The sequence below is a fragment of the Lysinibacillus sp. VIII_CA genome (genome assembly GCF_049943995.1).
Lineage (GTDB): Bacteria > Bacillota > Bacilli > Bacillales_A > Planococcaceae > Lysinibacillus > Lysinibacillus pinottii.
Genome location: NZ_JBNFXM010000002.1, coordinates 342373 through 365506, shown reverse-complemented (window position 1 = coordinate 365506; position 23134 = coordinate 342373). Strand labels below are relative to the sequence as shown.

Here is a 23134-nt window from a genome sequence, read left to right as displayed (position 1 = left end):
TCTCACTTCCTTACGAAAGTTATTATACCGAAATTCTAGACGATACGCACTATCCGTTAGATTGATAGTTTTATCCATCGGTTTAAGAAGGCTATCCGACTGGTTTTGCTCGCTATCTTTCACTTTCTCACTGCTATTCGCCACTCTCCTCTCGCTATCCGTCACACAGCAAAAAAAGCCCACTCTAGTAAAGAGTAGACTTTTCATAAACGTTTTTTGAAGCAGCTATTAATGCTTCTACTGTTGCCATCTTGCCTTCATGTAAGGCCGTCACAATGGCACTCCCAACGATGACCCCATCCCCCAACATTCCCATACTTTTCACTTGCTCGGGTGTTGAAATGCCAAATCCCGCTAGTACTGGGATTGGACTTGCCTGACGTAAGTGGGCAAAATGTTGTTCTAAATTAGTAGCAAAATTAGAGCGTTCCCCTGTAATTCCATTTACAGTCACTGCATAAACAAATCCTTGGCTTGCAGCAGCAATTCGAGCAATACGCTCAGGAGGACTTGTTAATGATACAAGCTGGACCACATCAATGCTATAGGGATTTAAGGCCTCTCGTAAAATTTCGCTTTCCTCTAATGGCACATCTGGCACGATAATTCCTTTGACTCCTCCAGCAATACAAGCTTGAGCAAAGGCCTCCAAGCCATATGCTATTACTGGATTAAAATACGTCATTATAACTAAAGGGACTGTTATTTCCTCTCTAAATGAAGCAAGAGTTTGTAATACTTTCCTCAACGTTACACCTGCTGCCAATGCACGTTCTCCAGCCCGCTCAATTGTTGGACCATCTGCAACAGGGTCTGTAAAGGGAATACCTACTTCAACAGCTGTTACGCCAAGCTGCTGTAGTTTTAAAATCGTTGGCTTGATAGTTTCTAGCCCTCCATCGCCTGCCATAATATACGGGATAAAAGCCTTATGTCCTTCAATCTTTGTCTGGGCAATCGCCTGTTGTAAAGTCGTCATTTCATATCCCCTCCTAGTGCTGCACGAACTGTGTGTACATCTTTATCCCCTCGGCCAGATAAGCACACCACAATAACGCTGTCACTCTGCATTGTTTTGGCAAGCTTTGCAGTATAAGCAATTGCATGGGAGCTTTCAAGCGCGGGAAGTATGCCCTCTGTTCTACTTAATAATTGTAATCCTTCTAACGCTTCAGCATCTGTAATGGCGTTAAATTGAGCTCGACCAATATCGTGTAAATAACAATGTTCTGGCCCTTTTCCCGGATAGTCTAACCCCGCTGAAATAGAGTGCGCTTCTTGAACAAAGCCATTTGCATCTTGTAGTAAATACATGTAAGCGCCATGTAATACCCCTAATTGTCCACCTGCAATAGCCGCTGCATGCCGCCCAGTTTCAAGACCACTCCCTGCTGCCTCTACACCATATAAGGCAACCGATTCGTCGTCAACGAATGGATGAAACATACCAATTGCATTACTGCCACCACCAATACAAGCGACAACTGCATCTGGTAAACGACCTTCCTTTTGCAAAATTTGCGTTCTTGTCTCAACCCCGATAATCCGCTGAAAATCACGAACAATTTTTGGAAATGGATGTGGGCCTAAGGCAGAGCCTAAAATATAATGCGTATCCTCCACATTTGTCACCCAATAGCGCAAAGCAGCATTTACAGCGTCCTTTAAAGTTTTTGACCCACTTTCTACCGACTGAACCTTCGTGCCAAGTAGTTCCATACGGAAAACATTTAACTGCTGCCGTTTAATATCTTCTGCACCCATAAAAACAACACATTCAAGATTTAATAAGGCGCATGCGGTAGCCGTTGCTACACCATGTTGCCCAGCTCCTGTCTCTGCAACAATCTTCTTTTTTCCCATTCGTTTGGCAAGAAGTGCCTGGCCAATCGCGTTATTAATTTTATGAGCACCTGTATGATTTAAGTCTTCACGCTTTAGATAGATTTTAGCTCCACCAAGCTTCTTTGTAAGATTTTCTGCGAAATAAAGCGGGGTTTCACGTCCCACATAGTCCTGCAAATAGTAGGATAGCTCTTCTGTAAACGAGGAATCTTCTAAAGCTTCCTCGTAGGCATTCTCTAATTCTAGCAAGGCAGTCATTAATGTTTCAGGTACGAACCGCCCTCCAAATTGACCGAACCGCCCTGCCTTTGTTGGTACACTATTAGCTATCGAAATGGTCATTATTTATCCCCCCTCTTTACTACTTGTAAAAATGTCCTTATTTTTTTATGATCCTTAATGCCATCTGTTTCTACACCACTTGATACATCCACCATGTATGGGTCTACAGCTGTGATGGCTTCTTCAACATTATCCGCCTTCAGTCCACCAGCTAGTATTAATCTTTCTCGTGGAATGCCCACCTCATCGAGTAGAGTCCAGTCAAAAGTTTGACCACTTCCACCCTTAAAAGTAGTTCCAGGAGCATCGAATAAATAATAGTCCACCTGAAAATTAGCAGCAGCTTGCACATCCTCTTTTGTCCTGATAGACAATGCTTTAATAGCTGGATAACCTTGTTCTAAAATAAATGTTGCTGTTTCCTCTCCGTGGTATTGCACGTAATCTAAAGGCACTCGCTCAACCGCTTCCTGTAATTCAGCAGCAGTTGGATTGACAAAGACACCAATTTTCAAAACACCTTGTGGCACTTGCTTTGCTAATAGCCGTGCCTGTTCAATGGATACACGACGTTTACTTGGTGCAAAAACAAAGCCCACAGCATCTGCACCAGCTTGAATTGCTGTTTGGATATGTTCTAATTCTTGTAAACCACAAATTTTAACTTTTGTCATACTGAAGTCTCCTCGGTTTGAACTTGTAAACGCCTGAGTGCTAGCGCTGTATCTCCGCTCCGCATTAATGCTTCTCCAACAAGAACGCCACTAGCGCCCATAGCCGCCACTTGTTTCGCATCGTCCTGGGACCAAATGCCACTTTCGCTAATTAAAATGTGTCCCTCATCAAACGGAAAAGCTTTTGCAATCTCCTTTGTGCGCTGCAAATTGACCTTAAAAGTACGTAAATCTCGATTATTAACGCCGATCAATTTCGCATCTACTGCCAGTGCACGTTCTAGCTCCTCTCTATCATGCACTTCCACTAAAACCTCTAAGCCTAAGCTCGTTGCATAGCTATATAAATCATCTAAAGCTTCATCCGTTAATGCTGCCACGATCAATAAAATAATAGATGCACCTGCTGCCTTAGCAAATCGAATTTGCACTCGATCCACCATAAAATCTTTACAAAGAAGAGGCGTATCCACAGCACGAGCAACTGCGGCTAAATCTTCAAAGGAGCCTTTAAAAAATTCCTTGTCCGTTAATACAGAAATAGCTGCTGCTCCTGCCTGGGCATAAACTTGTGCTTGTGCAACTGGGTCTGCCCCGCCAGCAATTAACCCTTTGGAAGGCGAAGCACGTTTCATTTCAGCAATCACCTGCAATGTGTTTGCTTGCCGTAATGATTGAAATAACGAAGGGCGTTGCTTTTCTGAAAAATTTGCTAAAGGATCGGGCTGCTCTAATAATGCTCCTACCTCTATCCTCTTTTGCTGAAGTATTTTTTGAAGAATATTCATTGTCCGACCTCCACTCCTTTTAATTGCTCACTATAAGCTACAACCGTTTCCAATTTTTGTAGTGCTCGCCCACTACCAATACTGTCTTTCGCCATAGCCACTCCTTCTTTAATCGTTTCTGCCTGACCATGAGCGAATAATCCGATGCCGGCATTTATCAATACCGTATCTAAGTAGGCACTTTGCTCCCCAGCCAGTAAATTTTTCATAATCACCGCATTTTCATCAGCATTGCCACCTCGAATGGCCTCTAATGGTGCCGAGCGAAGACCGACATCCTCTGCGGTTAATGAGAATGGAATCAAATCCCCTTTATCTAGTAAAACCAATGTATTTTGCACTGCTAAGGAAGCCTCGTCGAGCCCTTGAGGACCTGATACTACAATGGCACGTTCACGTCCTAGCATTTGTAGAACAGAAGCATATTCCATGACAAATTGGGGCCGATTAATGCCTGTGAATTGTGTTGAAAGGGCTACAGGATTTGTTAAAGGACCAACTAGATTGAAGATGGTTGGTCTACCAAGTGAACGTCGCACTTCCCCAATCCTCCTTAGTTTGGGATGAACATTCGGTGCATACAAAAAAGAAACTCCTTCCTTTTCCAATAGCTCTACAGTTTGTGGAATTGTCATCTCTGTATGAATGCCTAATGCCTCTAAAACGTCCGAACTGCCAGAGGAGGACGAAATTTTACGATTTCCATGCTTGGCAATTTTAACACCAGCTCCAGCTAGTACGAATGCAGAGGCAGTGCTGATATTAAATGTATGAAGGCCATCTCCACCAGTTCCACAATTATCCATATAACGTCCTTCTTTTACTGGGACATTACTGGCAAATGACCGCATAATTGTTGCTAAGGCCGCTACCTCATGAGCAGTCTCCCCCTTTATAGATAGGGCTGTTAAAAAGCTTGCGATTTCATCTTTAGGTGTGTCATCCTGAAATAGCCATTGCGCCACCTCTAGCATTTCTTCATACATCAAATGCTGCCCTTGTAACACTTTCCGCTGTAAATGTTTCATTTATTTTGCCCTCCATTATTCGCCAATAACTGTAAATATGCACGTTCTTCCTCTTCCAACTGTTGTAAAACTTTTAATACGTCCGTATATTTTGTCACCGCAATAGTGGATTGCATATGCATCATTGTTTGTTTCACCACAATGGATTGCCCTGTTAAAGCAAAATCCAAATGCCCATTAAAACCGATGAAACCTAGAGCTCCACCAAATATACCCGCAGTATGATGCCATTTTTCCAAATAATAGGTTGCCTGTTCTTTAGGTATCCCTGTAATTGAATATGGTGGTAGCATTGCTGCTAATACATCAAGGGCATGTAGCATCGGCAAAAGTCGCCCCTCTATCCTTGAAGTCATGTGTATAGCTTGCTTCGATCTCTCAATGTGCATAGCATCGATTACTTGAACAGAATCCCGAAAACAAACAGACTGTAACTCTTGCTGCACTGCACTCACAAGGACGGCATGTGATTTTCTAATTTTTAGATGGTTGTATAGTTTACGCTCATTAATTAGGTCATCGCTTTTCGTTTTCCCCCGTGGGTATGTGCCCTCTGTTGGAGTTGCAATCACTCGGTCTCCTTTCACTCGTATTAGACTTTCAGGAGAAGTTCCTAAAACCATATAATCTTCAAACTCTACATAATACATATAGGCAGCTGACTTTTTTTTACGAAGCTGTCTATATAACGAAAAAGCATCTCCCTGAAAGTTTGCAACATGGCGCTTCGGTAATATAACTCTTGTTATTTCCCCATTCAAATTACGTTGAATATTTTGTAGAGCTATTGAAAATTGATCCTGTGTAGAAGTATCAAGTGATTGATACATGTAAGTTGCTTCTTCACTTACATGCCCTTCTAATATCTGTTGTGCTAATTTCTCCAAATCAGGCTCTTGTTTTTCCACATCTATATTTGTATGAATCAATGTCACCTCATCAGTTACATGATCAAAAATAATAATTGTTTCATAGACATGAAAATGAGCTTCTGGGAGATCCTTTCCATCTGTTCGTAGCATCGATGTTGCTCCATGACCTATATAACCAATGGCCCCTCCAGAGAACGGAAAATCAGTTGTATTGGAAATACGGGGCATGAGTCTTTTCAATAGGGCAAAGAGCTCTCCTTTATGGACAGAGGTTTTTCCAGTTTGATAGGAATACTCCTGAATTTCTTGCCCCATCCCCTTATACGTTTTTCTTGGATTAGCACCAATAAAAGAAAACCTTCCTGCTCCCTCATGTTGGGCTGAACTTTCAAGCAAAAATTTATGCTTACCCTGTAAACGTCTAAAAATTAAAATCGGTGTTAAAGAATCGCCGTTGATGGTTTTCATTTTTGTTCTTGAACTCGTTGTTTGCATAGCTTTTAATCTCCTTTTCCAAAGATTCCTTTTGCTAATGTCTAGACGAATGAAGAAAAATGTACTGTTGAATGAAAATACAAAAATCCCCTGCAAAAAGGATTATTCCTAATTGCAGAGGACGATCATGACCGCGTTGCCACCTCATATTAGAGCATATTGCTCTCACTTTAATGCCTGCTCCTGTACGGTCCATTGCTAATCATATTGATTGCAAGGCCTCTATACGTTCAAGCATTCCCTATAACGTGGGGATTCACGTTCGCTTTTTAAAAGCGACTCTCATAAGTCCATTCACATAAGCTACAAATCAGTTCTCACCAGCCACTGACTCTCTATATTGCACACCTATGCTACTACTCTTATTCAACAATTTCTCAGCTATTCTCATCTACACTCAGCTCATCTGTTCTTAGGTTGACCACGCTCCCGTAGCCTTCTACCTTGACCGAACAAAAAGTTAGCCTTAATTTTATGCTAAATAAATATAATTGTCAATCAATTTTGAAGAATCAAGTGGATAACATGGATTTCAGAAGCCTTTTATATAGGTATATAAACCTTTTTAAATTCCATAAAAAGTAAATAATACTTCTCCTGTTGAAAATTTTCTGAGTATTGACCTTGTAAAAATATCAAGCTATAGTAATTTCAGAACATTTATTTTTTCCATATAACAAAAGAAGGTAGGAACGTCTATGTCCGTTCGTAAAAAACTAAATCTGGGCTTCATTTCATTAACATGTTTACTCTTCATTTCTAGTATTGTGAGCTTTCTGCAATTCAAAGCTACGCAAAATGATCTAGAAGAAGTACTGCAGCACCGTATTGTACAAATGCAATTAACAGTGAAAATTCAGCAAGAACTCGCATCACAAGGTTTATTTTTACGTTCCTATATTTTAAATCCAAAGGATGAAACCGCTAAAGCAAACTTAGCGCGCTATGAAAAGCTTTTACCAGAATCGGTGAATGAGCTTTCTACCCTTGTTCGTTCAGACTACACAAAAAATATTATGCAGCAAATCACAGCATTACAAAAAGATTTACTTACTCATTCCGAAAAGGCAGTCCAAGCCTTCAATAATGGAAATGTGGATTTAGCCCTCTCTTACATAAATAATGATGTGACAAAAGATAATAAAGAACTCTTCCAATTAACGAAGGAAATGTTAGATTATCATAATGAGCAGCTACAAAAGGTTGATGCTGAAGTTAATCAAACGGTTGCAAGAGCAATTATTATTTCCATCACGCTTCTATTGGCTAGTGCCGTTATTGGCGTTTACTTTATGTATTTTGTTAAAAAATCGATTGTTCAGCCATTGCATCTTGCAATTGGAGCGGCTGATACTTTAGCACAAGGAGATTTATCGATTGATGAGCTTACTCACCAATCAAATGATGAAATTGGTACACTAGCCGTGGCAGTCAATACTTTAAAGCAAAATCTAACTGGATTAATGTCAAACATTCAAGATAGCGCCTCCCACCTATCAGCTGTCTCTGAAGAGCTGTCTGCTAGCACAGAGGAAGTGACGGCAACTTCTGATGATATTGCCCAACGAATTCAAGAAAATTCAACACATATCGTTTCATCTGCAAGTGCTTCACAGCAAAGTGCTGTGGCAATGGATGAAACAGCATCCGGTGTTCAACGCATTGCAGAGGCGACACAAAGCCTTCATGCCAATGCAGAAAGTATGACCCAGCTTGCGCGAACAGGAGGAACAACCATTTCCACAGCGAAAGAGCAGATGTCTATCATTTCTGTGGCTACCTCTGAAATTGCTACATTGACAGATAAACTAAGTAAACAATCAGAAGAAATCGGACAAATTACAGCCGTCATCACGGCCATTTCAGAGCAAACAAATTTGCTGGCCTTAAATGCGGCAATTGAAGCGGCAAGAGCTGGGGAGCACGGTAAGGGCTTTGCGGTAGTAGCGGATGAAGTACGTAAACTTGCTGAGGAATCTAATCAGTCTGCCAATCAAATCGTTGCCATTACAAAAGAAATTCTGACAGATACACGCAATGTTGCAGCCGCTGTCGATAATGGTCTAGCTTCTGTAAAAGACGGCGTAAACAAAATTCATGAGGCAGGAGATGCTTTCTACTCCATCACATCAGCAGTGACAGCATTTACGGAGCAAATTGAGGAAATCTCTGCCACATCTGAAGAAATTTCCGCCAGTGCTGAGCAGGTTGCTGCCTCTGTCACGGAAATAGCAAGCGTTTCAAATCAATCAGCCAGCAATTCACAAATAATTGCAGAGTCTGTTGATGAACAAGTTGCGACTATGCAGCAAGTGAATGCGGTCGCTGAAGAATTAAGTCAACATGCTCAGCAGCTACAGACATTGCTTCAGCAATTTAAATTATAACCTATAAAAATCTGCTGCTTTTTAGAAAGCCAGCAGATTTTTTTGCATCATAAAAGCAGGGTATAGAAAACAATTCGTTTTCTATACCCTGCCCATAATTATACAACAGGTTCGTCTGTACCCCATTGTTTTTTCTCTTTTTTGTGTAGCTGCCCATCTGATTTTTTCATTTCACGAATTTTTAATGAATACCAGATTTGAGCTGCGATACAGATGGAAGAATACATACCTGTAATTAGACCAATCAATAACGCAATTGAGAAGTTTTGAATAGATGGTGCGCCAAAAATTAATAAAGCTATAACAACAATAATAACTGTTAAGACGGTATTAACAGAACGTCCCATTGTTTGACGGAGCGACTTATTCACAATATCCGCCAATAATTCACGGTCATTAATGGTATCATATCGATCTAAGTTTTCACGCATACGGTCAAAGGTAACAATCGTATCATTGATGGAGTAACCAACAATGGTTAAAACTGCCGCAATAAAAGTAATATCCACCTCTAAGCGCATAAAGCTAAAGACAGCAACGATTAAGAATACATCGTGTAATAATGACACAATTGCTCCAATACCCATACGCCATTCAAAGCGAATTGCTACATAAATGATAATCCCAAGTGCTGCAAGTGACAATGCTTTAATGGCATTTTTCACAAGCTCCTTACCAACTGTTGGCGATACCGTACTTACAGTAGGCTTATGACCATATTTATCGGTTGTTTCCTTTTGGAATTTTAAAATATCTGCTTGTGATAAATCAGATTTATAACGAACAACTGCAGATGTGCTCTTTTCTCCTGAAAGGACAATATCCTCCGAAGGGAAACCGATACTATCAACGAATTTTGCCACTTCTTCTTGTGTTAACGTTTGTTCTGCTTCAATTTGAATACGTGTACCACTAGAGAAATCGATACCAAGGTTTAGTCGGAAAATACCTATAACCACTAAACCAGCCACTAAAATGGCTAAAGAGAATGTATAAAATTTCTTACGATTGTGAACAAAATCGAAACGATCAAATTTCGTTGTTAAATCTAATGTACCAATGTTTTCATCCAAGCTATGTTGTTTTGATTTAGCAATACCATACCATGCTGGATTATTGAAATAGCCACTGTTAACAAGGAACCCTAATAGAACACGGGAACCCCAAACTGCTGTTAAGAAGCTCAATAGAATACTTATAATTAATGTAGTTGCGAAACCTTTTACAGAGCTTGTCCCGAAGTAAAATAGAATGCCCGCTGCTAATAGCGTTGTCAACTGTGCATCCACAATAGCCGATAAAGATTGTTTAGAACCAATTTGGAATGCCTGCTTAGCAGAATACCCTACTCGAAGCTCTTCACGTATACGTTCTGCCGCTAAAATGTTAGCGTCTACAGCCATCCCTATACCAAGTACAATGGCGGCAATACCTGGAAGCGTTAATACCGCATTAATCCAATCAAATACAACCAATACTAAGAATGTGAATACAACAAGTGTAATGATGGAAATAACCCCTGGTAGACGATAGTAAAATAACATAAATAAGAAAATAATTACTACGCCGACAATACCTGCAAAAATGGTACTTTTCAGTGCCTCATCACCAAACTGAGCACCAACAGAAGTTGAGTAAATTTCATCAAGCTTAACAGGTAGTGCCCCTGCATTTAAAATTCCTGATAAATTTTTTGTTTCATCAACAGAGAAACTACCACTTATCATAACGTCTGTAGTATTTAATGTTTGGCTAACTGTTGCTGCTGATGCATAGCGTGGCTTCGCTTTTTGTGACTCCGCTTTATAAGAGTCTACACCCTCTTCAAAGTCTAACCATACAACTAATAAATTTTGTCCTGCAGGTTTCGCAGCAATTTTACTTGTTACATCAGCAAATTTTCCCGCATCTTTTAATTTTAATGATACGATTGGGCGATTTTGTTGGTCAAAGGAAGCACTAGCCCCATTTTCTTTTAAATCATTCCCATCTAATAATAAATTATCATCCACATCACGGAATGTTAAATTTGCAGAAGTAGATAGTAGCTTACGTGCCGATTCCTGATCTTCAACACCAGCTAATTGCACACGAATACGGTTTTCTCCCTCTACCTGAATGCTTGGCTCACTAACACCAATGGCATTGACACGGTTACCAAGGGCTGTTGCCGTAGCTGCAACAACTTCCGGTGTGATTTTTTGTCCTGCCTTTAATTCATTTACCTCATAAAGCACCTCAAACCCGCCCTGTAAGTCAAGACCAAGCTTAATGTCCTTTAAGACGCCGTTTACAGTCGTACCAATTCCAGCTGCCAGAAGCACTAGAATTAATAGGAATGCAACTATACGACTTTTTAGTTTCATCGAAAATCCTCCTCGAAATGGTGTAAGGGTTGTCCTTACACGCCAAACAAGTAACTAGCAATACCTTTTGAAACGATTAATCCTCCTTTTCCTTAGAATCATGTTACCTGTGTTTCAAAAAGGTTGCCTCACTTAGTTCATTCGTTCATAACGCGCAAGTTTATCTTTGTATTATTAGGTACTAACCTTCCTAATGCAAGTAAAATCGCATAGAAGATTTATGTAAGTAAACAGTTATTCAAAATAAAAAAAGCGCAACACACTTATTATGAAACAGGTTGCGCTTGGTGTCAATTCAACACATGTAGGTTTCTTTGAATTATTACAAGATTTGACACATCGTTATTTACGTTTTGACTGGACCAAGCAGTAATTGTAATTCTTCTGTATTCAATTCTTCAAACCAATTGTCACTTTGTAAAAACTCTACTTGATTGAATGAGACAATATCAGATGGTGATACCGAGAATATGGTAGCAATCACCTCATATAAGCGAAGTTGTTCTACTTTCTTTTTACGCCATTTTTTTTCAACACAGTACCGCCAAAGCTCTTCAGCCGTTATAGCATCATATCGAAAATACTTGAACTCTGCTATCTTACTATCAATGGCAGGACGAATTTTTTCAAACAGTTGCTCATATTGCATACTCATTTTGAATCATCTCCAATCAAAGTCGTAACGTAAGACATGCTTGCATACAAATAGTGTAAATGAATTTTTGCGGCTTGAGAAGGGACGGATGGCATGAGTTCTTTTGTACGAGGTACATTATTTTTAATGTTTGTCATTTTCTTATCTAAACTTTTTGGCTTCTTTTATAGAATGCAATTTATGCGAATTGCTGGTGAGGAGGCAGTCGGTATTTATATGACCGTCTATCCAGCATTTATTTTCTTCATCTCACTCATTCAACTTGGACTACCTATTGCTGTAGCTAAAATTGTGGCAGAATTACTAGCTAAAAATAAACGCGAAAGCATATTTGGCGTCATGCGTACTGCGATTCTTTGGTCGTTTATTGGTATGATCGTTTTTATGCCCCTTGTTGCACTCACTATACCATATATTTCTACAACGCTCTTACATAATGAACATACAACTTTCACTTTATGGATTGCTCTCTTTGCCGTACCAGTATCAGTAGGATCTGGTTTATTACGTGCTTATTTACAAGGTATCGCTAAAATTACACCTACCGCATGGTCACAAATGATTGAACAAGTTGTTCGGATTAGCTTTATTACACTAATGCTTCCATACGTGGCTAATTATAATAATGCCGCTGTGACAGCTGCTGCCGCCATGGGTATTACGCTTGCTGCAGAGGTAGTAGCATTCCTTTATTTATGGCTGCATTATATAGTTTCAAAAAAGAAATTAATTGCGCGCAAAACAAAAATCGAAGGTTATCCTTCATCGCCCATGCTACGTATAGCTCTGCCTTCCGCAGGCAGCAAGCTTTTTGGTTCTTTCACTTGGTTTTTAGAACCAATTATCTTTTTAAAAGCTTTAACAGTAGCAGGCTTAACAGCATCAGCAGCTACCATTCTATACGGTGTCATCTCAGGTGTTTTGGTGCCACTACTACTATTTCCTGCTTTTGTGTCAACCGCTTTATCGATTGTCCTTATTCCGGCTGTTAGTGATGCCGTTGCTAGACAGCATATCCCTTTGTTACAGGAACGAATTTCGGTTTCCCTAAGATTATCTTCTTTAGTGGGCTGTTTTGCCGCTACATATTTCTTTGTACATGGTGATGAATTGGCTATGAAGCTTTTCCATTTAGAAGAAAATCGTGGTTACGTAAAAATTTTAGCACCCATTTTTTATTTTTATTATATTCAAAGCCCTCTGCACTCCATCCTTCAGGCGATTGGCGAAGCTCGGGCAGCGATGATGAACTCCATCTATGGGGGCCTAGGGAAATTATTTGTTATGTTTGTACTTGCCTCTCAGCCCGGTATTCAAGAAAAAGGAGCTGTGGTAGCTATTGGTTTTGGCGTATTGATGACCTCTTTCTTGCATATAGCAACTGTTAGACAACGGAAAAATTTACGAGCAGGCTTTAGAATGTTTGTCGTACCTTATAGTTGCTTTATTGTCGTTTGTATCGCCCAGTACTTCCTCATGCCCTTACTATCACTACCATTTATTTTAAATAGCTTTGTCACATTATTTTTACTATTTACGAGTTTATTATTTACAAATCAATTACGTATAACAGATTTCCGCTATATCCGTAAATTAGCAAAGAAAGTTTAGTTTTCCTTTAATTGAATATACAGTCGCTCGTCTTCCCAAATACAAAAAAATACTTTTTCACTATCTGTAATATTATTTTTAGCTAATTCACTCTTTAACCATTCCACGTCTTTATGCATGGTTAATAAATGTCTCTCTTGAATCTCTCCATCAATAATCAAAGGATAAACGAATGCTTTTTCATCTTTTTTGTAAACGGAAAGGTTTCCCGAAGGTTCTAAATAGGCAAATGCAACATCGGTGACAGAGGCGATACCATTTTCTCGTAATTGCTGACATAAATCATCTAAATTATAACGGTGTTTACGCATTACACTCTCTAAAATCACACCGTCTTTCACTAGTAACGCTGGATCACCATCAACTAAGTCGCGTATACCTTTGAACTTCAACGATAAATAAGCACTTAATATTTGTATAAAGAGCAAAATAATAATGGGTAAAATGGCATTAAAAAGAGGATTCTTATAATCATCTAACGCAAAAGCAGCCACTTCTGCAATTAATACAAAAACCACTAAATCAATGACAGATAGCTCACCCAATTCTCGTTTACCCATTAAACGAAAGACAATGATGATAAACACATATAAAAAACAGGTTCTAAAAATGATGTGGAAATATTCTTCCATCAATAACACCCCCATAATATCAAGGTGACCTTATTTTTGTTTTTTATACAGAAGAATGATTGGATATTGCTAAAAATACAAGGAATAGTCCGTAGTTGTTCGTACAATTCTTATGTACCACCATTTAGCGGAAAATATAAACAATAATACAGTTATTTCACCCAATAATTTTGAGAAACAAATGAGGTCCCTTAAGGAAGAAGGTTATCATGCGATTTCTGTCAAAGAATTACACGATTACTTGACTAACCAAAGCAAATTACCCGCGAAGCCTATATTAATTACTTTCGATGATGGCTATCTCAGCAATTACGAAATGGCGTATCCGATTTTGAAAAAATATGACATACATGCTGAAATTTTTGTTATTGCAAGCCGAATAGTCGATACAAGTAAAGATTTTGCCTATCCACATGAAATTGCCAAGATGAACTGGGATCAATTAAAAGAAATGCAAGATTATATAACGATTCAAAGCCATACTTGGGACTCCCATTATAAATTACCTTCAAAATTCGGCAGACTGAATGGGGCTATTTACGGTCCAAGCTATTTGAATGGACAATTAGAGAGCCAGCAGCAGTACGAGGCTAGAGTCAGAAATGATTTTATTCACTCCCGAAAAATAATTAAAGAAAAATTAGGCTACGAGCCCATCGCCATTAGCTATCCATACGGTATTCAATCTGCTGCCACCATTAAAATTGCACAGGAGGCTGGTTTTAAGATGGGCTTTGTTATTCAGAATAAAAGTGTTAAAAAGGGCGATGGATTATTCACATTAAGTAGAATTATTGTAAATGGCAATGATTCAGGTCCCGACTTAATTCATAAAATAAATACAATGAAATAGTGACAGGAGGAATATACCCCTCCCTTGCGCTTCAGCGCACAAGAAAAGGCTTACAATATAGCTATTGTAAGCCTTTTTCTTTATAATGTTTAAATGTCTTTCTCAACTCGTCCGATTGCTTGACGGTCAAATTTTACACGTACATTATCAGCGATTTTTAATGTTACTGCTGTGTCCTCAATTGCATCAATGACACCATGCAGGCCACCGATTGTAATGACTTTATCTCCACGTTGCAAACTACCTTGCATATTTTGTGTTTCCTGCTGTCTTTTTTTAGCTGGACGGATTAAGATAAACCACATAGCAACGAACATTAATAATATCGGTGCTAAGCCTAATAATTGATCCATATTACTTCTTGCCCCCTTTCCAAATCTCACTTTTTTAGTATAGACTATTCCACCATTAAAAAGCGATGGACAAGCCCAAAAATTTTCTCATTTACTAATATTTTTTCTATGATTGACAATATTTTGCTAGAAATATTCACTTTTTACAAAGTTTTGAATGATTTTGCCATACTATGGCAAGTAATGTAGGACATTAGAGGTTTTCTAATGTCCCTTTTTATGAAAAAACTCGTTCACTTTATTATCCTTAGAAAAGTAATTAATTAAAAGTTTTTCGCATTTGGTCCATTAAAGCCATATTTCTCGAAAAATTCTTCTCGGAAATCACCTAAGCGATCTTGACGAATTGCCTCACGCACTTGTTCCATTAGCTTTAACAGGAAGTGTAAGTTATGATAAGACGTTAAACGAATACCGAACGTTTCTTCTGTGCGAATCAGGTGACGAATATAAGCACGTGAATAGTTTTTACATGTATAGCAATCACAGTTCGGATCAATCGGCCCAAAGTCACGAGCATATTTTGCATTCTTTACGACTAAACGACCTTCTGATGTCATCAGTGTACCATTACGAGCAATACGTGTTGGTAGAACACAGTCGAACATATCAACACCACGAATAGCTCCATCGATTAATGAATCTGGTGAACCCACTCCCATTAAATATCGAGGTTTATTTGCTGGCATTAACGGTGTTGTGAACTCAAGAACACGGTTCATGATATCTTTTGGTTCACCAACAGATAGTCCTCCTATCGCGTAGCCTGGGAAATCTAACTCCACTAATGCTTCTGCAGAACGACGGCGTAGATCCTCATACTCACCACCTTGAATAATTCCGAATAACCCTTGTTCTTCTGGACGACTATGGGCTTCTTTGCAGCGTTTTGCCCAACGTGTTGTACGGTCTACCGATTGCAACATATATTCATGTGTTGCAGGATACGGTGGACATTCGTCGAAAGCCATCATGATATCCGAGCCTAAGTCATTTTGAATTTCCATCGCTTTTTCTGGACTTAGGAATAGTTTATCCCCATTAAGATGGTTACGGAAATGTACGCCTTCCTCTTCAATTTTGCGGAACTGGCTTAGGGAGAATACTTGGAAACCACCTGAATCTGTTAAAATGGGTCTATCCCAATTCATAAATTTATGCAGTCCGCCTGCTTCCTTAACGATATCATTGCCTGGACGAAGCCATAAATGATACGTGTTGGATAAGATAATACCAGCATTCATTTCTTTTAATTCCTCTGGTGACATTGTTTTAACTGTTGCTTGTGTTCCAACAGGCATAAATGCTGGTGTTTCAAAAGAGCCGTGTGGTGTATGCACAATGCCAAGACGTGCTCCTGTTTGTTTACATGTATGAAGTAATTCATAGCGAATAGCTGGTTGTGTCATAAAAATAAAAATCCTCTCTGATCTGAAGTAAAAACAGTACTCCGATTTTTTCTTTTTTATTCTTTTGGTCGAATAAACATAGCATCACCAAAACTAAAGAAGCGATATTTTTCTTCTACAGCTTGCTGATAAGCACTTAAAATAGTTTCACGAGTGGCTAGCGTACTCACTAGCATAACAAGGGTTGACTTTGGTAAATGGAAGTTTGTAATTAAACCATCTACCACGGTAAAAGTATAGCCTGGATAGATGAAAATAGACGTCCAACCTTGCTCTGCTCGTACCTCACCATCATATTTAGAGCCAATTGTCTCCAATGTACGTGTAGAGGTAGTCCCAACAGCTATTATCTTCCCGCCATTACGCTTTACACGATTAATCGTGTCTGCTGCTTCTTCTGTCACACTATAAAATTCTGCGTGCATTTCATGGTTTTCAATAGAATCTACACTAACTGGACGGAATGTTCCAAGTCCTACATGAAGTGTAATAAAGACAACCTCTACCCCTTTTGCCTTTACTTGTTCTAATAATTCTTCTGTAAAATGGAGCCCGGCCGTTGGAGCAGCAGCTGACCCACGCTCTTTCGCATAGACCGTTTGATAGCGATCTTTGTCTTCTAATTTTTCTCGTATATAAGGCGGTAATGGCATTTCACCAAGCTGCTCTAGTATTTCAAAAAAGATTCCATCATAATGAAATTCAAATGTTCGTCCACCATGGTCAAGCTCACCTGTACAAGTAGCTGTTAACAATCCATCTCCAAATGTAATAACTGTCCCTACTTTTACACGTTTTGCTGGTTTTACAAGTGTTTCCCACTCATCTGTACCTGGCAATTGCTTTAATAATAGTACCTCTATATGGGCACCTGTCTCCTCTTTTACACCCATTAAGCGAGCAGGTAAGACTCTTGTATCGTTTAACACAAGGCAGTCTCCAGTACGTAACTCCTCTAAGACATGAGCAAAATGTTGATGCTCTACTTCATTTGAGCCAGGTGTTACGACCATTAATCGACTAGCTGTCCGATCTACTAAAGGTGTTTGAGCAATAAGCTCCTCTGGTAATTCAAAATCAAAATCTTCTACACGCATGAAAAAAACTTCCTTCTTTATGTTTGTTGGGGATACTCATATCCAAAATGTTCGTAGGCTAAATGTGTCGCTACTCTTCCTCGTGGTGTACGTTGAATAAGCCCAATTTGCATGAGATAGGGTTCATATACATCTTCTATAGTCACCCGTTCCTCACCAATCGATGCTGCAAGCGTATCTAAGCCCACAGGACCTCCTCGAAAGCGCTCAATCATGTTAGTGACAAGTTTATGATCAATGTGATCAAGCCCTCTTGGATCGACTTGTAACAGCTCTAGCGCTTGCTTTGCAAGGCCCTCCGTTATCATACCATCTCCAAGCACTTGTGCATAATCTCGTACTCGTTTCAATAAGCGATTGGCAATTCGAGGTGTACCACGAGAGCGTTTCGCCATTTCCATTGCTGCTATTTGCTCAATTTCTACCTCAAATAAATGAGCACTGCGAGCAACTATTTCAGCAAGGGAAATATCATCATAGTACTCTAAGCGTAATAAAACACCAAAGCGATCTCTTAGAGGTGCTGATAAGGCACCAGCTCTGGTTGTAGCACCTACAAGGGTAAAGGGAGGTAAATCAAGGCGTACAGAACGTGCTTCAGGACCTTTTCCCACAACAATATCTAAACAGAAGTCCTCCATTGCTGGATATAACACTTCTTCAATGGCACGAGGTAATCGATGAATCTCATCAATAAATAAAACATCACCAGGCTCTAGTGAACTTAAAATCGCTGCTAAATCTCCTGGACGTTCAATTGCAGGACCACTTGTCATGCGTACATTGACACTCATCTCATTTGCAATAACAACAGCTAATGTTGTTTTACCAAGCCCTGGTGGCCCATATAACAGCACATGATCTAAACTTTCCTGCCGAAGTTTTGCTGCCTCAATGAAAATTTGTAAATTTTCCTTTACTTTATGTTGCCCTATGTATTGGGCTAACCTTTGCGGGCGTAAAGATAATTCAAATTGTTCATCATAGCCACTTGCCTCACTAGCCATCATACGTTCAGACATGCCTCTTCCCTCCTTCCTTATTTTAATTTTAATAATAGTTGTAACGCTTGTTTCATATAGGCATCTGTCGTTTCCAGCTTGTCGTTATCCTCAAGCAGTGGGCGAATTTTTTCGAGCTCCTTTTCAGAGTAACCAAGTGCCGCTAAAGCAAGTATTGCTTCTTCTAATTCGTGTTTATAAGGATGAACGCCAAACAATGGCAGCTCATCTTCTGTACTCGGCAGTTCGATTGTCTCTAATAAAGAGCCTAGCTTGCCTTTTAAATCTAATATCATCTGACGAGCAGTTTTTTTACCTACTCCTGGGAACTTCACTAAAAACGTTTCATCTTCCCGTTCAATCGCACTTATAACCTGCTGTGGGTTGCCAGTCGCTAAGATAGCCAGCGCTCCCTTAGGACCTATTCCAGATACTAAAATTAACTTTCGAAAAAGCTCGCGCTGATCTAGATTTGGGAAACCATAAAGCACTTGTGCATCCTCTCGTACATGCAAATGAACATAAATTTGTTGCTCCATGGCTGATGTTCGAAATGCAAACGGATTGGGCGTATTCAATTGCCAGCCAATACCCTTTTGTTCTAGCACAATATATTCTGGTGTAATACGAGTAATTAGTCCTTTTAAATAATCATACATCTATATTCCCTCACAATCATCGTCTTCGATTATAGCATATAGCGAACGAATGCTCGACAGAAAGTCCTGTTCAAAACGCTGTTCAAGACAAAAATGACCGCCAAATGACGGTCATTTCTTCACAAATCTATCAATATCGTACCACAGTTTTGGCCAATAGGTGAGGGCTCGTTTAGTAAATGGTACTAAATAATCTAAAAATACTAGTTGCTGATCAAGGGGTAAATCCACAGCGAAAAGCCATTCCCTTAATAGTTCATTCGGATATTTTAAACGATGAAGCTTTCTTTTATCAAGCCGTTTCAGTTCTGGTAACTCCGCAAAGACTTTGGCTAAATCATAATCAACTGCAGGTAGCACCCGATGCAACCATAAAATATACTCGTCATCCGCTTCTCCAAGATGTGCCAAATCAAAATCAATTAAACGCAATTGTCCATCCGTGCACCATAAAAAATTATGATGCACGACATCCCCGTGCAATAGTGTAATTTCTTTTTCGGCTACATCTTCCAGCGCAATTAACTGCAGCGATTTATCACTATAATGCAATATTTGATCGATCTCTTCTTTTGTTAAGAAAGCCCGAAACTCATTTCTTCTGCTTTTAAAACGCATATGACGCATTTGCCATTTTAAAAGTTGTGAATAGGTATGCAAGCCAGGCAAGCGTTGCCAAGCAACTTTTTTATATGTGTCATGTAAAGCTATTAGTAGTTGAAGAGATTCCCTGCGATCCTTTTTATGAGCAAAATTGGCACCATGGCTACCTTCTTGCCATTCTTGCACAATTAGCTGCTCATCGTCACTTTGGACTAATGGTAGGATAAGATTAGGTTCAATTCGACCTAGCTGGCGATGAATTGTTCTTACCTTCTCTGCAATTTCTAGTTGTTTTGCTCGTTTGACAAAGTAAGTATTCGATCGATACCTATATTTCCAAATATTTGATTTTACCTCTTCGACAATATACGCTTTTTCACCATCGATAAGGCGTCATCCCGCCTGGGAAATAATGCGGTGACATCCAAGGTCCTACTGATGACGGGCATGGCGGTGGACAATGCGTTGGGCATGGTGGTGGTGGACAATGACACGGATCCATTTGCCATGCAGGCATTGGCATCTGCATTGGTTGTGATTGACAGCCACATGATTGTGCTTCACAGCCACATGATTTGCCCATGTTCATGTCAGGCATCATATTAAATTGTGGCTGCATTTGTTGATTAGGCGTGTGGAAAAATGGTGATGTAGACTCTAAGAAGTCTTCCATCTCGCCCATTTTATTTTCTGGCATCTCAAAGGACATCGGCTGCTGCGGCATCATATACTGCTCGGCCTGTGGCTGCATTGGCATTGGCCACCACATTTGATGATAAATTGGTTGATGGCAGCTTGAGCAATGTGGTACTGGATGTGGCATGATATGCATTGGTGGTGCTGGTTGTGGTACTGGATGTGGCATTGGCTTCGCTACTGGTGGTGGTGGTGGCGGTGGCGGCGCTGGCTGTATTTGTACTGGTGGTGGTGTTGTGACTGTTTGCTCTACTTGTGGCATGACTACCTGTTGGTGCCAATTCATTTCTACAGGCTGTGGAACCCACATCGGTTGTTGTGGCATCTGCATTGGCATTGGTATAGGTATTGGAATCATTTGTGGCTCAGGCATTGGCATTGGAGCAGGTGGTACAATTGGTGGTGGAGGTGGCATTGGTCTCTGTACCTCTTTTTTCGGAACTTCCTTAGGTGTCTCCTTATGCATTTGTGATTCCTTTTTTGGCATTTCTTTATGTGGCTCTTTGTTTATTTTTTCAGGCAAAATAATTTCCATGCCCGGGACAATATAATCTGGGTTGGCAAGATGGACATTGAGCCGCTTCAAATCTTCAAACGAAATGCCGTACTCTTTCGCAATCTTCCACAATGTGTCTCCCTTTTGAACAATATGAATACGCAATTTTTTCCTCCCTTCCTCTCTACGTATCATATGTTCAATGTTTCATTTGGATACAAAAATTTCAACAAGTTAGAAATGCTTCATGGTACACTAACCTATAGGGAATACTGTTTCCATTATTACGGGCAGAGGTGATCTCTTATGAAAAAAATGTTAGGCGAGGAACGCCGACTGCAACTATTAGCGCAATTAAAAAAAAGTAAAACACCTATAACAGGGACAGACTTAGCTAAATTCGCCAATGTTTCTAGGCAAGTTATCGTCAATGATATGACTTTATTAAAGGCAAGAAACGAACCCATTATCGCTACGAGTCAGGGTTATCTTTATATGCATCAGGAACAATTACAGCAAACTGTTGAACGCACATTTCCATGCATACACACATCTGAACAAACAGAGGACGAGCTAATGACGATTGTAGATTGTGGTGGCACAGTCAAAAATGTTATGGTTGAACATCCTATTTATGGTGAGTTAACTGCCTCAATCATGGTGTCAAACCGTCATGAGGTAACACAATTTATCGAACGGGTTAATGCCACTCAGGCTAATTACTTATCTGCACTAACGGGTGGCATTCATCTTCATGTCATTACAGCCCCCTCTGTTGAAGTATTAACGTTAATTGAACAAGCCTTACAAAAAAAGGGCTATTTGGTAACAGACCAATAAAATAAAAAAGCACAGTATTTGCTCATACTGTGCTTCAATGTGTGTTTCGAGTATTCCTCTCCCTTTACCCCAACCTATTAGGAAAGAAATCGTTGTCTTTGTGAAGGTGTAGGTAATAGACATTCCTTTTTTGTACCAAATAAACGATAGCGGTGCTTAGCAAACCTTCTATACAACGCATTGCGAATAATTGGAGGCACTAGGATGAAAAGATAATAACAAAGCCAAATCTTCTCCAAATTTCTGCATATTTTTAAGGCTGCTGTCGATTCAACATATGCTTTCCCATTTTCAATGAGGATTACACTATCTATATTCTCAGATATTTTGAACTGTCGGAGCAATGTTTGCCCGACATCACTTTGTAACGAAGCAAATTGAAAATAGCCTGCTTGATCATGTTTGATAATAAATTGAACGCTGCTATCACAAAAGTTACAAATACCATCAAATAAAATAATCCCACGCATTCTATTTCCCCCTTATAGCTATTATGCTTCGTCAGACGTAAGATACGTAAAGTATGTACCGAGTGACTTTACTTTGCAACCTAGTGCAGCTAGTTCTTCCATTGCACCGCGCATCATCGGTACTTTTTCATCCGCTAACACATCTATCATGAAGAAATAATCCCCTAGTCCTGTTTTCAATGGACGCGATTCAATTTTACTTAAATTCAGTTGACGCCATGCAAAGACAGATAGCACTTGATGCAATGCCCCTGAACGGTCAGTCGGCAATGTAATCATTAAAGTTGTTTTCGCTTGCCCATTTGAAAGTTCTTGTGGCAATCGTTGGTTTTGCTTAGACAGAACAAAGAAACGAGTATGGTTAAAATGGAAATCATGGATATTGGACTCTACTATTTCAAGGCCATATTTTTCTGCGGCAGCTGCATTTCCAACCGCTGCTATACATTGTTCTGGGTTTTCAGATACGTATTTTGCGGCAGCTGCTGTTGAAGTTGTTTGTTGTAGTGGTACATGACTGAAACGATAAAATAAATATTTATGGCATTGTGCTAGAGCATGTGGATGGGAATAGACCCCTTCAATGGACTGCCAATTATCTTTTTGTGCTTTATTGACCATTAAATGCTGCTGTATTTTCAGTAATAATTCACCTGTTACATATAGTGATGCTTCATGGAATAAATAATCAAGTGTAAGCGTAACTGAACCTTCTAAGGCATTTTCTAATGGTACAACGGCTAGATCTACCTTTCCCTCTGCTACTGCCTCAATACATTCAGGAATCGTTGCACAGGGTACAAGCCACTCATTTGGAAAAGTAGCCTTTGTTGCTAAGTATGTAAATGATGCTTCCGGTCCTAAATATGCGATTCGATTTCTCCATTGTTGCTTTGTCATTGCAAAAACCTCCTTTATGGAATAAGGAGCAGTCCCTAGCGATGATGTATCACTGAGGGACAGCTCCTTATTTGAGCTTTGGTATCGTATTATTACTCCAGTGCTTCAAGAGCATATGGATT

At 39.7% G+C, this 23134-nt stretch carries 22 protein-coding genes and 1 other annotated feature; of the genes, 4 read left to right on the top strand and 18 right to left on the bottom strand.

The window, feature by feature from the left end:
• Positions 1 to 184: 184 nt before the first annotated feature.
• The 6 genes from trpA to ACP3VS_RS05020 are packed head-to-tail and all read right to left on the bottom strand — an operon-like array spanning position 185 to position 5984.
• On the bottom strand, positions 185 to 979 hold the full coding sequence (trpA, locus tag ACP3VS_RS05045) for a tryptophan synthase subunit alpha (protein ID WP_031419279.1): 795 nt from the start codon (positions 977 to 979) through the stop codon (positions 185 to 187).
• The gene (trpB, locus tag ACP3VS_RS05040; protein ID WP_332290217.1) at positions 976 to 2187 is read right to left on the bottom strand and encodes a tryptophan synthase subunit beta; all 1212 of its coding nucleotides are present in this window, start codon (positions 2185 to 2187) and stop codon (positions 976 to 978) included. The genes trpA and trpB overlap by 4 nt, the downstream gene beginning before the upstream one ends.
• Positions 2187 to 2801: a phosphoribosylanthranilate isomerase gene (locus tag ACP3VS_RS05035; RefSeq protein ID WP_031419281.1), complete on the bottom strand. Its 615-nt coding sequence runs from the start codon at positions 2799 to 2801 to the stop codon at positions 2187 to 2189. The genes trpB and ACP3VS_RS05035 overlap by 1 nt, the downstream gene beginning before the upstream one ends.
• A complete protein-coding gene (gene trpC / locus ACP3VS_RS05030; RefSeq protein ID WP_036164351.1) occupies positions 2798 to 3589 on the bottom strand; it encodes an indole-3-glycerol phosphate synthase TrpC in 792 nt (263 codons plus the stop codon). The genes ACP3VS_RS05035 and trpC overlap by 4 nt, the downstream gene beginning before the upstream one ends.
• Entirely contained in the window at positions 3586 to 4617 is a 1032-nt protein-coding gene (gene trpD, locus ACP3VS_RS05025; protein WP_332290220.1) for an anthranilate phosphoribosyltransferase, read from the bottom strand. Before trpD ends, trpC begins: the two co-directional genes overlap by 4 nt.
• Positions 4614 to 5984, bottom strand: coding sequence for a chorismate-binding protein (locus ACP3VS_RS05020; RefSeq protein WP_332290222.1), 1371 nt, complete (start codon positions 5982 to 5984; stop codon positions 4614 to 4616). Before ACP3VS_RS05020 ends, trpD begins: the two co-directional genes overlap by 4 nt.
• A 114-nt stretch (positions 5985 to 6098) precedes the next feature.
• Positions 6099 to 6363 (bottom strand) — a binding site (T-box leader).
• A 319-nt stretch (positions 6364 to 6682) separates the two neighbouring features.
• On the opposite strand from ACP3VS_RS05020, the gene ACP3VS_RS05015 reads away from it, so the two are divergent.
• Entirely contained in the window at positions 6683 to 8371 is a 1689-nt protein-coding gene (locus ACP3VS_RS05015; protein WP_012295439.1) for a methyl-accepting chemotaxis protein, read from the top strand.
• A gap of 98 nt (positions 8372 to 8469) precedes the next feature.
• Here the strand turns inward: ACP3VS_RS05015 and secDF are convergent, their stop codons facing one another.
• Together secDF and ACP3VS_RS05005 are read right to left on the bottom strand one after the other, a co-directional pair.
• A complete protein-coding gene (gene secDF / locus ACP3VS_RS05010; RefSeq protein WP_031419285.1) occupies positions 8470 to 10737 on the bottom strand; it encodes a protein translocase subunit SecDF in 2268 nt (755 codons plus the stop codon).
• Positions 10738 to 11083: 346 nt separating this feature from the next.
• Positions 11084 to 11392 carry a post-transcriptional regulator gene (locus ACP3VS_RS05005; RefSeq protein ID WP_031419286.1) on the bottom strand — a complete coding sequence of 103 codons (309 nt, stop codon included), beginning with the start codon at positions 11390 to 11392 and terminating at the stop codon, positions 11084 to 11086.
• A 93-nt stretch (positions 11393 to 11485) separates the two neighbouring features.
• Here ACP3VS_RS05005 and ACP3VS_RS05000 point away from each other — a divergent pair, with 93 nt between their 5' ends.
• Entirely contained in the window at positions 11486 to 13003 is a 1518-nt protein-coding gene (locus ACP3VS_RS05000; RefSeq protein ID WP_031419287.1) for a putative polysaccharide biosynthesis protein, read from the top strand.
• On the opposite strand, the gene ACP3VS_RS04995 is transcribed toward ACP3VS_RS05000, so the two are convergent.
• Positions 13000 to 13635: a DUF421 domain-containing protein gene (locus ACP3VS_RS04995; RefSeq protein ID WP_031419288.1), complete on the bottom strand. Its 636-nt coding sequence runs from the start codon at positions 13633 to 13635 to the stop codon at positions 13000 to 13002. The two genes, ACP3VS_RS05000 and ACP3VS_RS04995, sit on opposite strands and share 4 nt — an antisense overlap.
• Before the next feature lie 181 nt (positions 13636 to 13816).
• Between ACP3VS_RS04995 and ACP3VS_RS04990 the strand changes: the two genes are divergently transcribed.
• Positions 13817 to 14488: a polysaccharide deacetylase family protein gene (locus tag ACP3VS_RS04990; protein ID WP_426388427.1), complete on the top strand. Its 672-nt coding sequence runs from the start codon at positions 13817 to 13819 to the stop codon at positions 14486 to 14488.
• 89 nt (positions 14489 to 14577) lie between these two features.
• Here ACP3VS_RS04990 and yajC read toward each other — a convergent pair whose 3' ends face one another.
• The 7 genes from yajC to ACP3VS_RS04955 all read right to left on the bottom strand — a co-directional run bounded on the left by yajC (position 14578) and on the right by ACP3VS_RS04955 (position 20967).
• Entirely contained in the window at positions 14578 to 14841 is a 264-nt protein-coding gene (gene yajC, locus ACP3VS_RS04985; protein ID WP_012295447.1) for a preprotein translocase subunit YajC, read from the bottom strand.
• A 263-nt stretch (positions 14842 to 15104) separates the two neighbouring features.
• Positions 15105 to 16250, bottom strand: a complete 1146-nt coding sequence (tgt, locus tag ACP3VS_RS04980) for a tRNA guanosine(34) transglycosylase Tgt (RefSeq protein WP_012295448.1) — start codon at positions 16248 to 16250, stop codon at positions 15105 to 15107.
• Between the two features lie 56 nt (positions 16251 to 16306).
• Entirely contained in the window at positions 16307 to 17347 is a 1041-nt protein-coding gene (queA, locus tag ACP3VS_RS04975) for a tRNA preQ1(34) S-adenosylmethionine ribosyltransferase-isomerase QueA (protein ID WP_012295449.1), read from the bottom strand.
• A gap of 17 nt (positions 17348 to 17364) precedes the next feature.
• Complete coding sequence (gene ruvB, locus ACP3VS_RS04970) at positions 17365 to 18369, bottom strand: Holliday junction branch migration DNA helicase RuvB (RefSeq protein ID WP_031419291.1); 1005 nt, start codon at positions 18367 to 18369, stop codon at positions 17365 to 17367.
• Positions 18370 to 18386: 17 nt separating this feature from the next.
• Positions 18387 to 19007, bottom strand: a complete 621-nt coding sequence (gene ruvA, locus ACP3VS_RS04965; RefSeq protein ID WP_012295451.1) for a Holliday junction branch migration protein RuvA — start codon at positions 19005 to 19007, stop codon at positions 18387 to 18389.
• A 111-nt stretch (positions 19008 to 19118) separates the two neighbouring features.
• A complete protein-coding gene (locus tag ACP3VS_RS04960; RefSeq protein ID WP_080695223.1) occupies positions 19119 to 19952 on the bottom strand; it encodes a phosphotransferase in 834 nt (277 codons plus the stop codon).
• 34 nt (positions 19953 to 19986) lie between these two features.
• Positions 19987 to 20967: a LysM peptidoglycan-binding domain-containing protein gene (locus ACP3VS_RS04955; RefSeq protein ID WP_232900714.1), complete on the bottom strand. Its 981-nt coding sequence runs from the start codon at positions 20965 to 20967 to the stop codon at positions 19987 to 19989.
• Positions 20968 to 21108: 141 nt separating this feature from the next.
• Between ACP3VS_RS04955 and ACP3VS_RS04950 the strand changes: the two genes are divergently transcribed.
• Complete coding sequence (locus ACP3VS_RS04950) at positions 21109 to 21642, top strand: transcription repressor NadR (RefSeq protein WP_012295454.1); 534 nt, start codon at positions 21109 to 21111, stop codon at positions 21640 to 21642.
• A 77-nt stretch (positions 21643 to 21719) separates the two neighbouring features.
• On the opposite strand, the gene ACP3VS_RS04945 is transcribed toward ACP3VS_RS04950, so the two are convergent.
• Positions 21720 to 22112: a thiol-disulfide oxidoreductase DCC family protein gene (locus tag ACP3VS_RS04945; protein ID WP_012295455.1), complete on the bottom strand. Its 393-nt coding sequence runs from the start codon at positions 22110 to 22112 to the stop codon at positions 21720 to 21722.
• A 21-nt stretch (positions 22113 to 22133) separates the two neighbouring features.
• Positions 22134 to 23012, bottom strand: a complete 879-nt coding sequence (gene pheA, locus ACP3VS_RS04940) for a prephenate dehydratase (RefSeq protein WP_099805926.1) — start codon at positions 23010 to 23012, stop codon at positions 22134 to 22136.
• Positions 23013 to 23134: the final 122 nt, after the last annotated feature.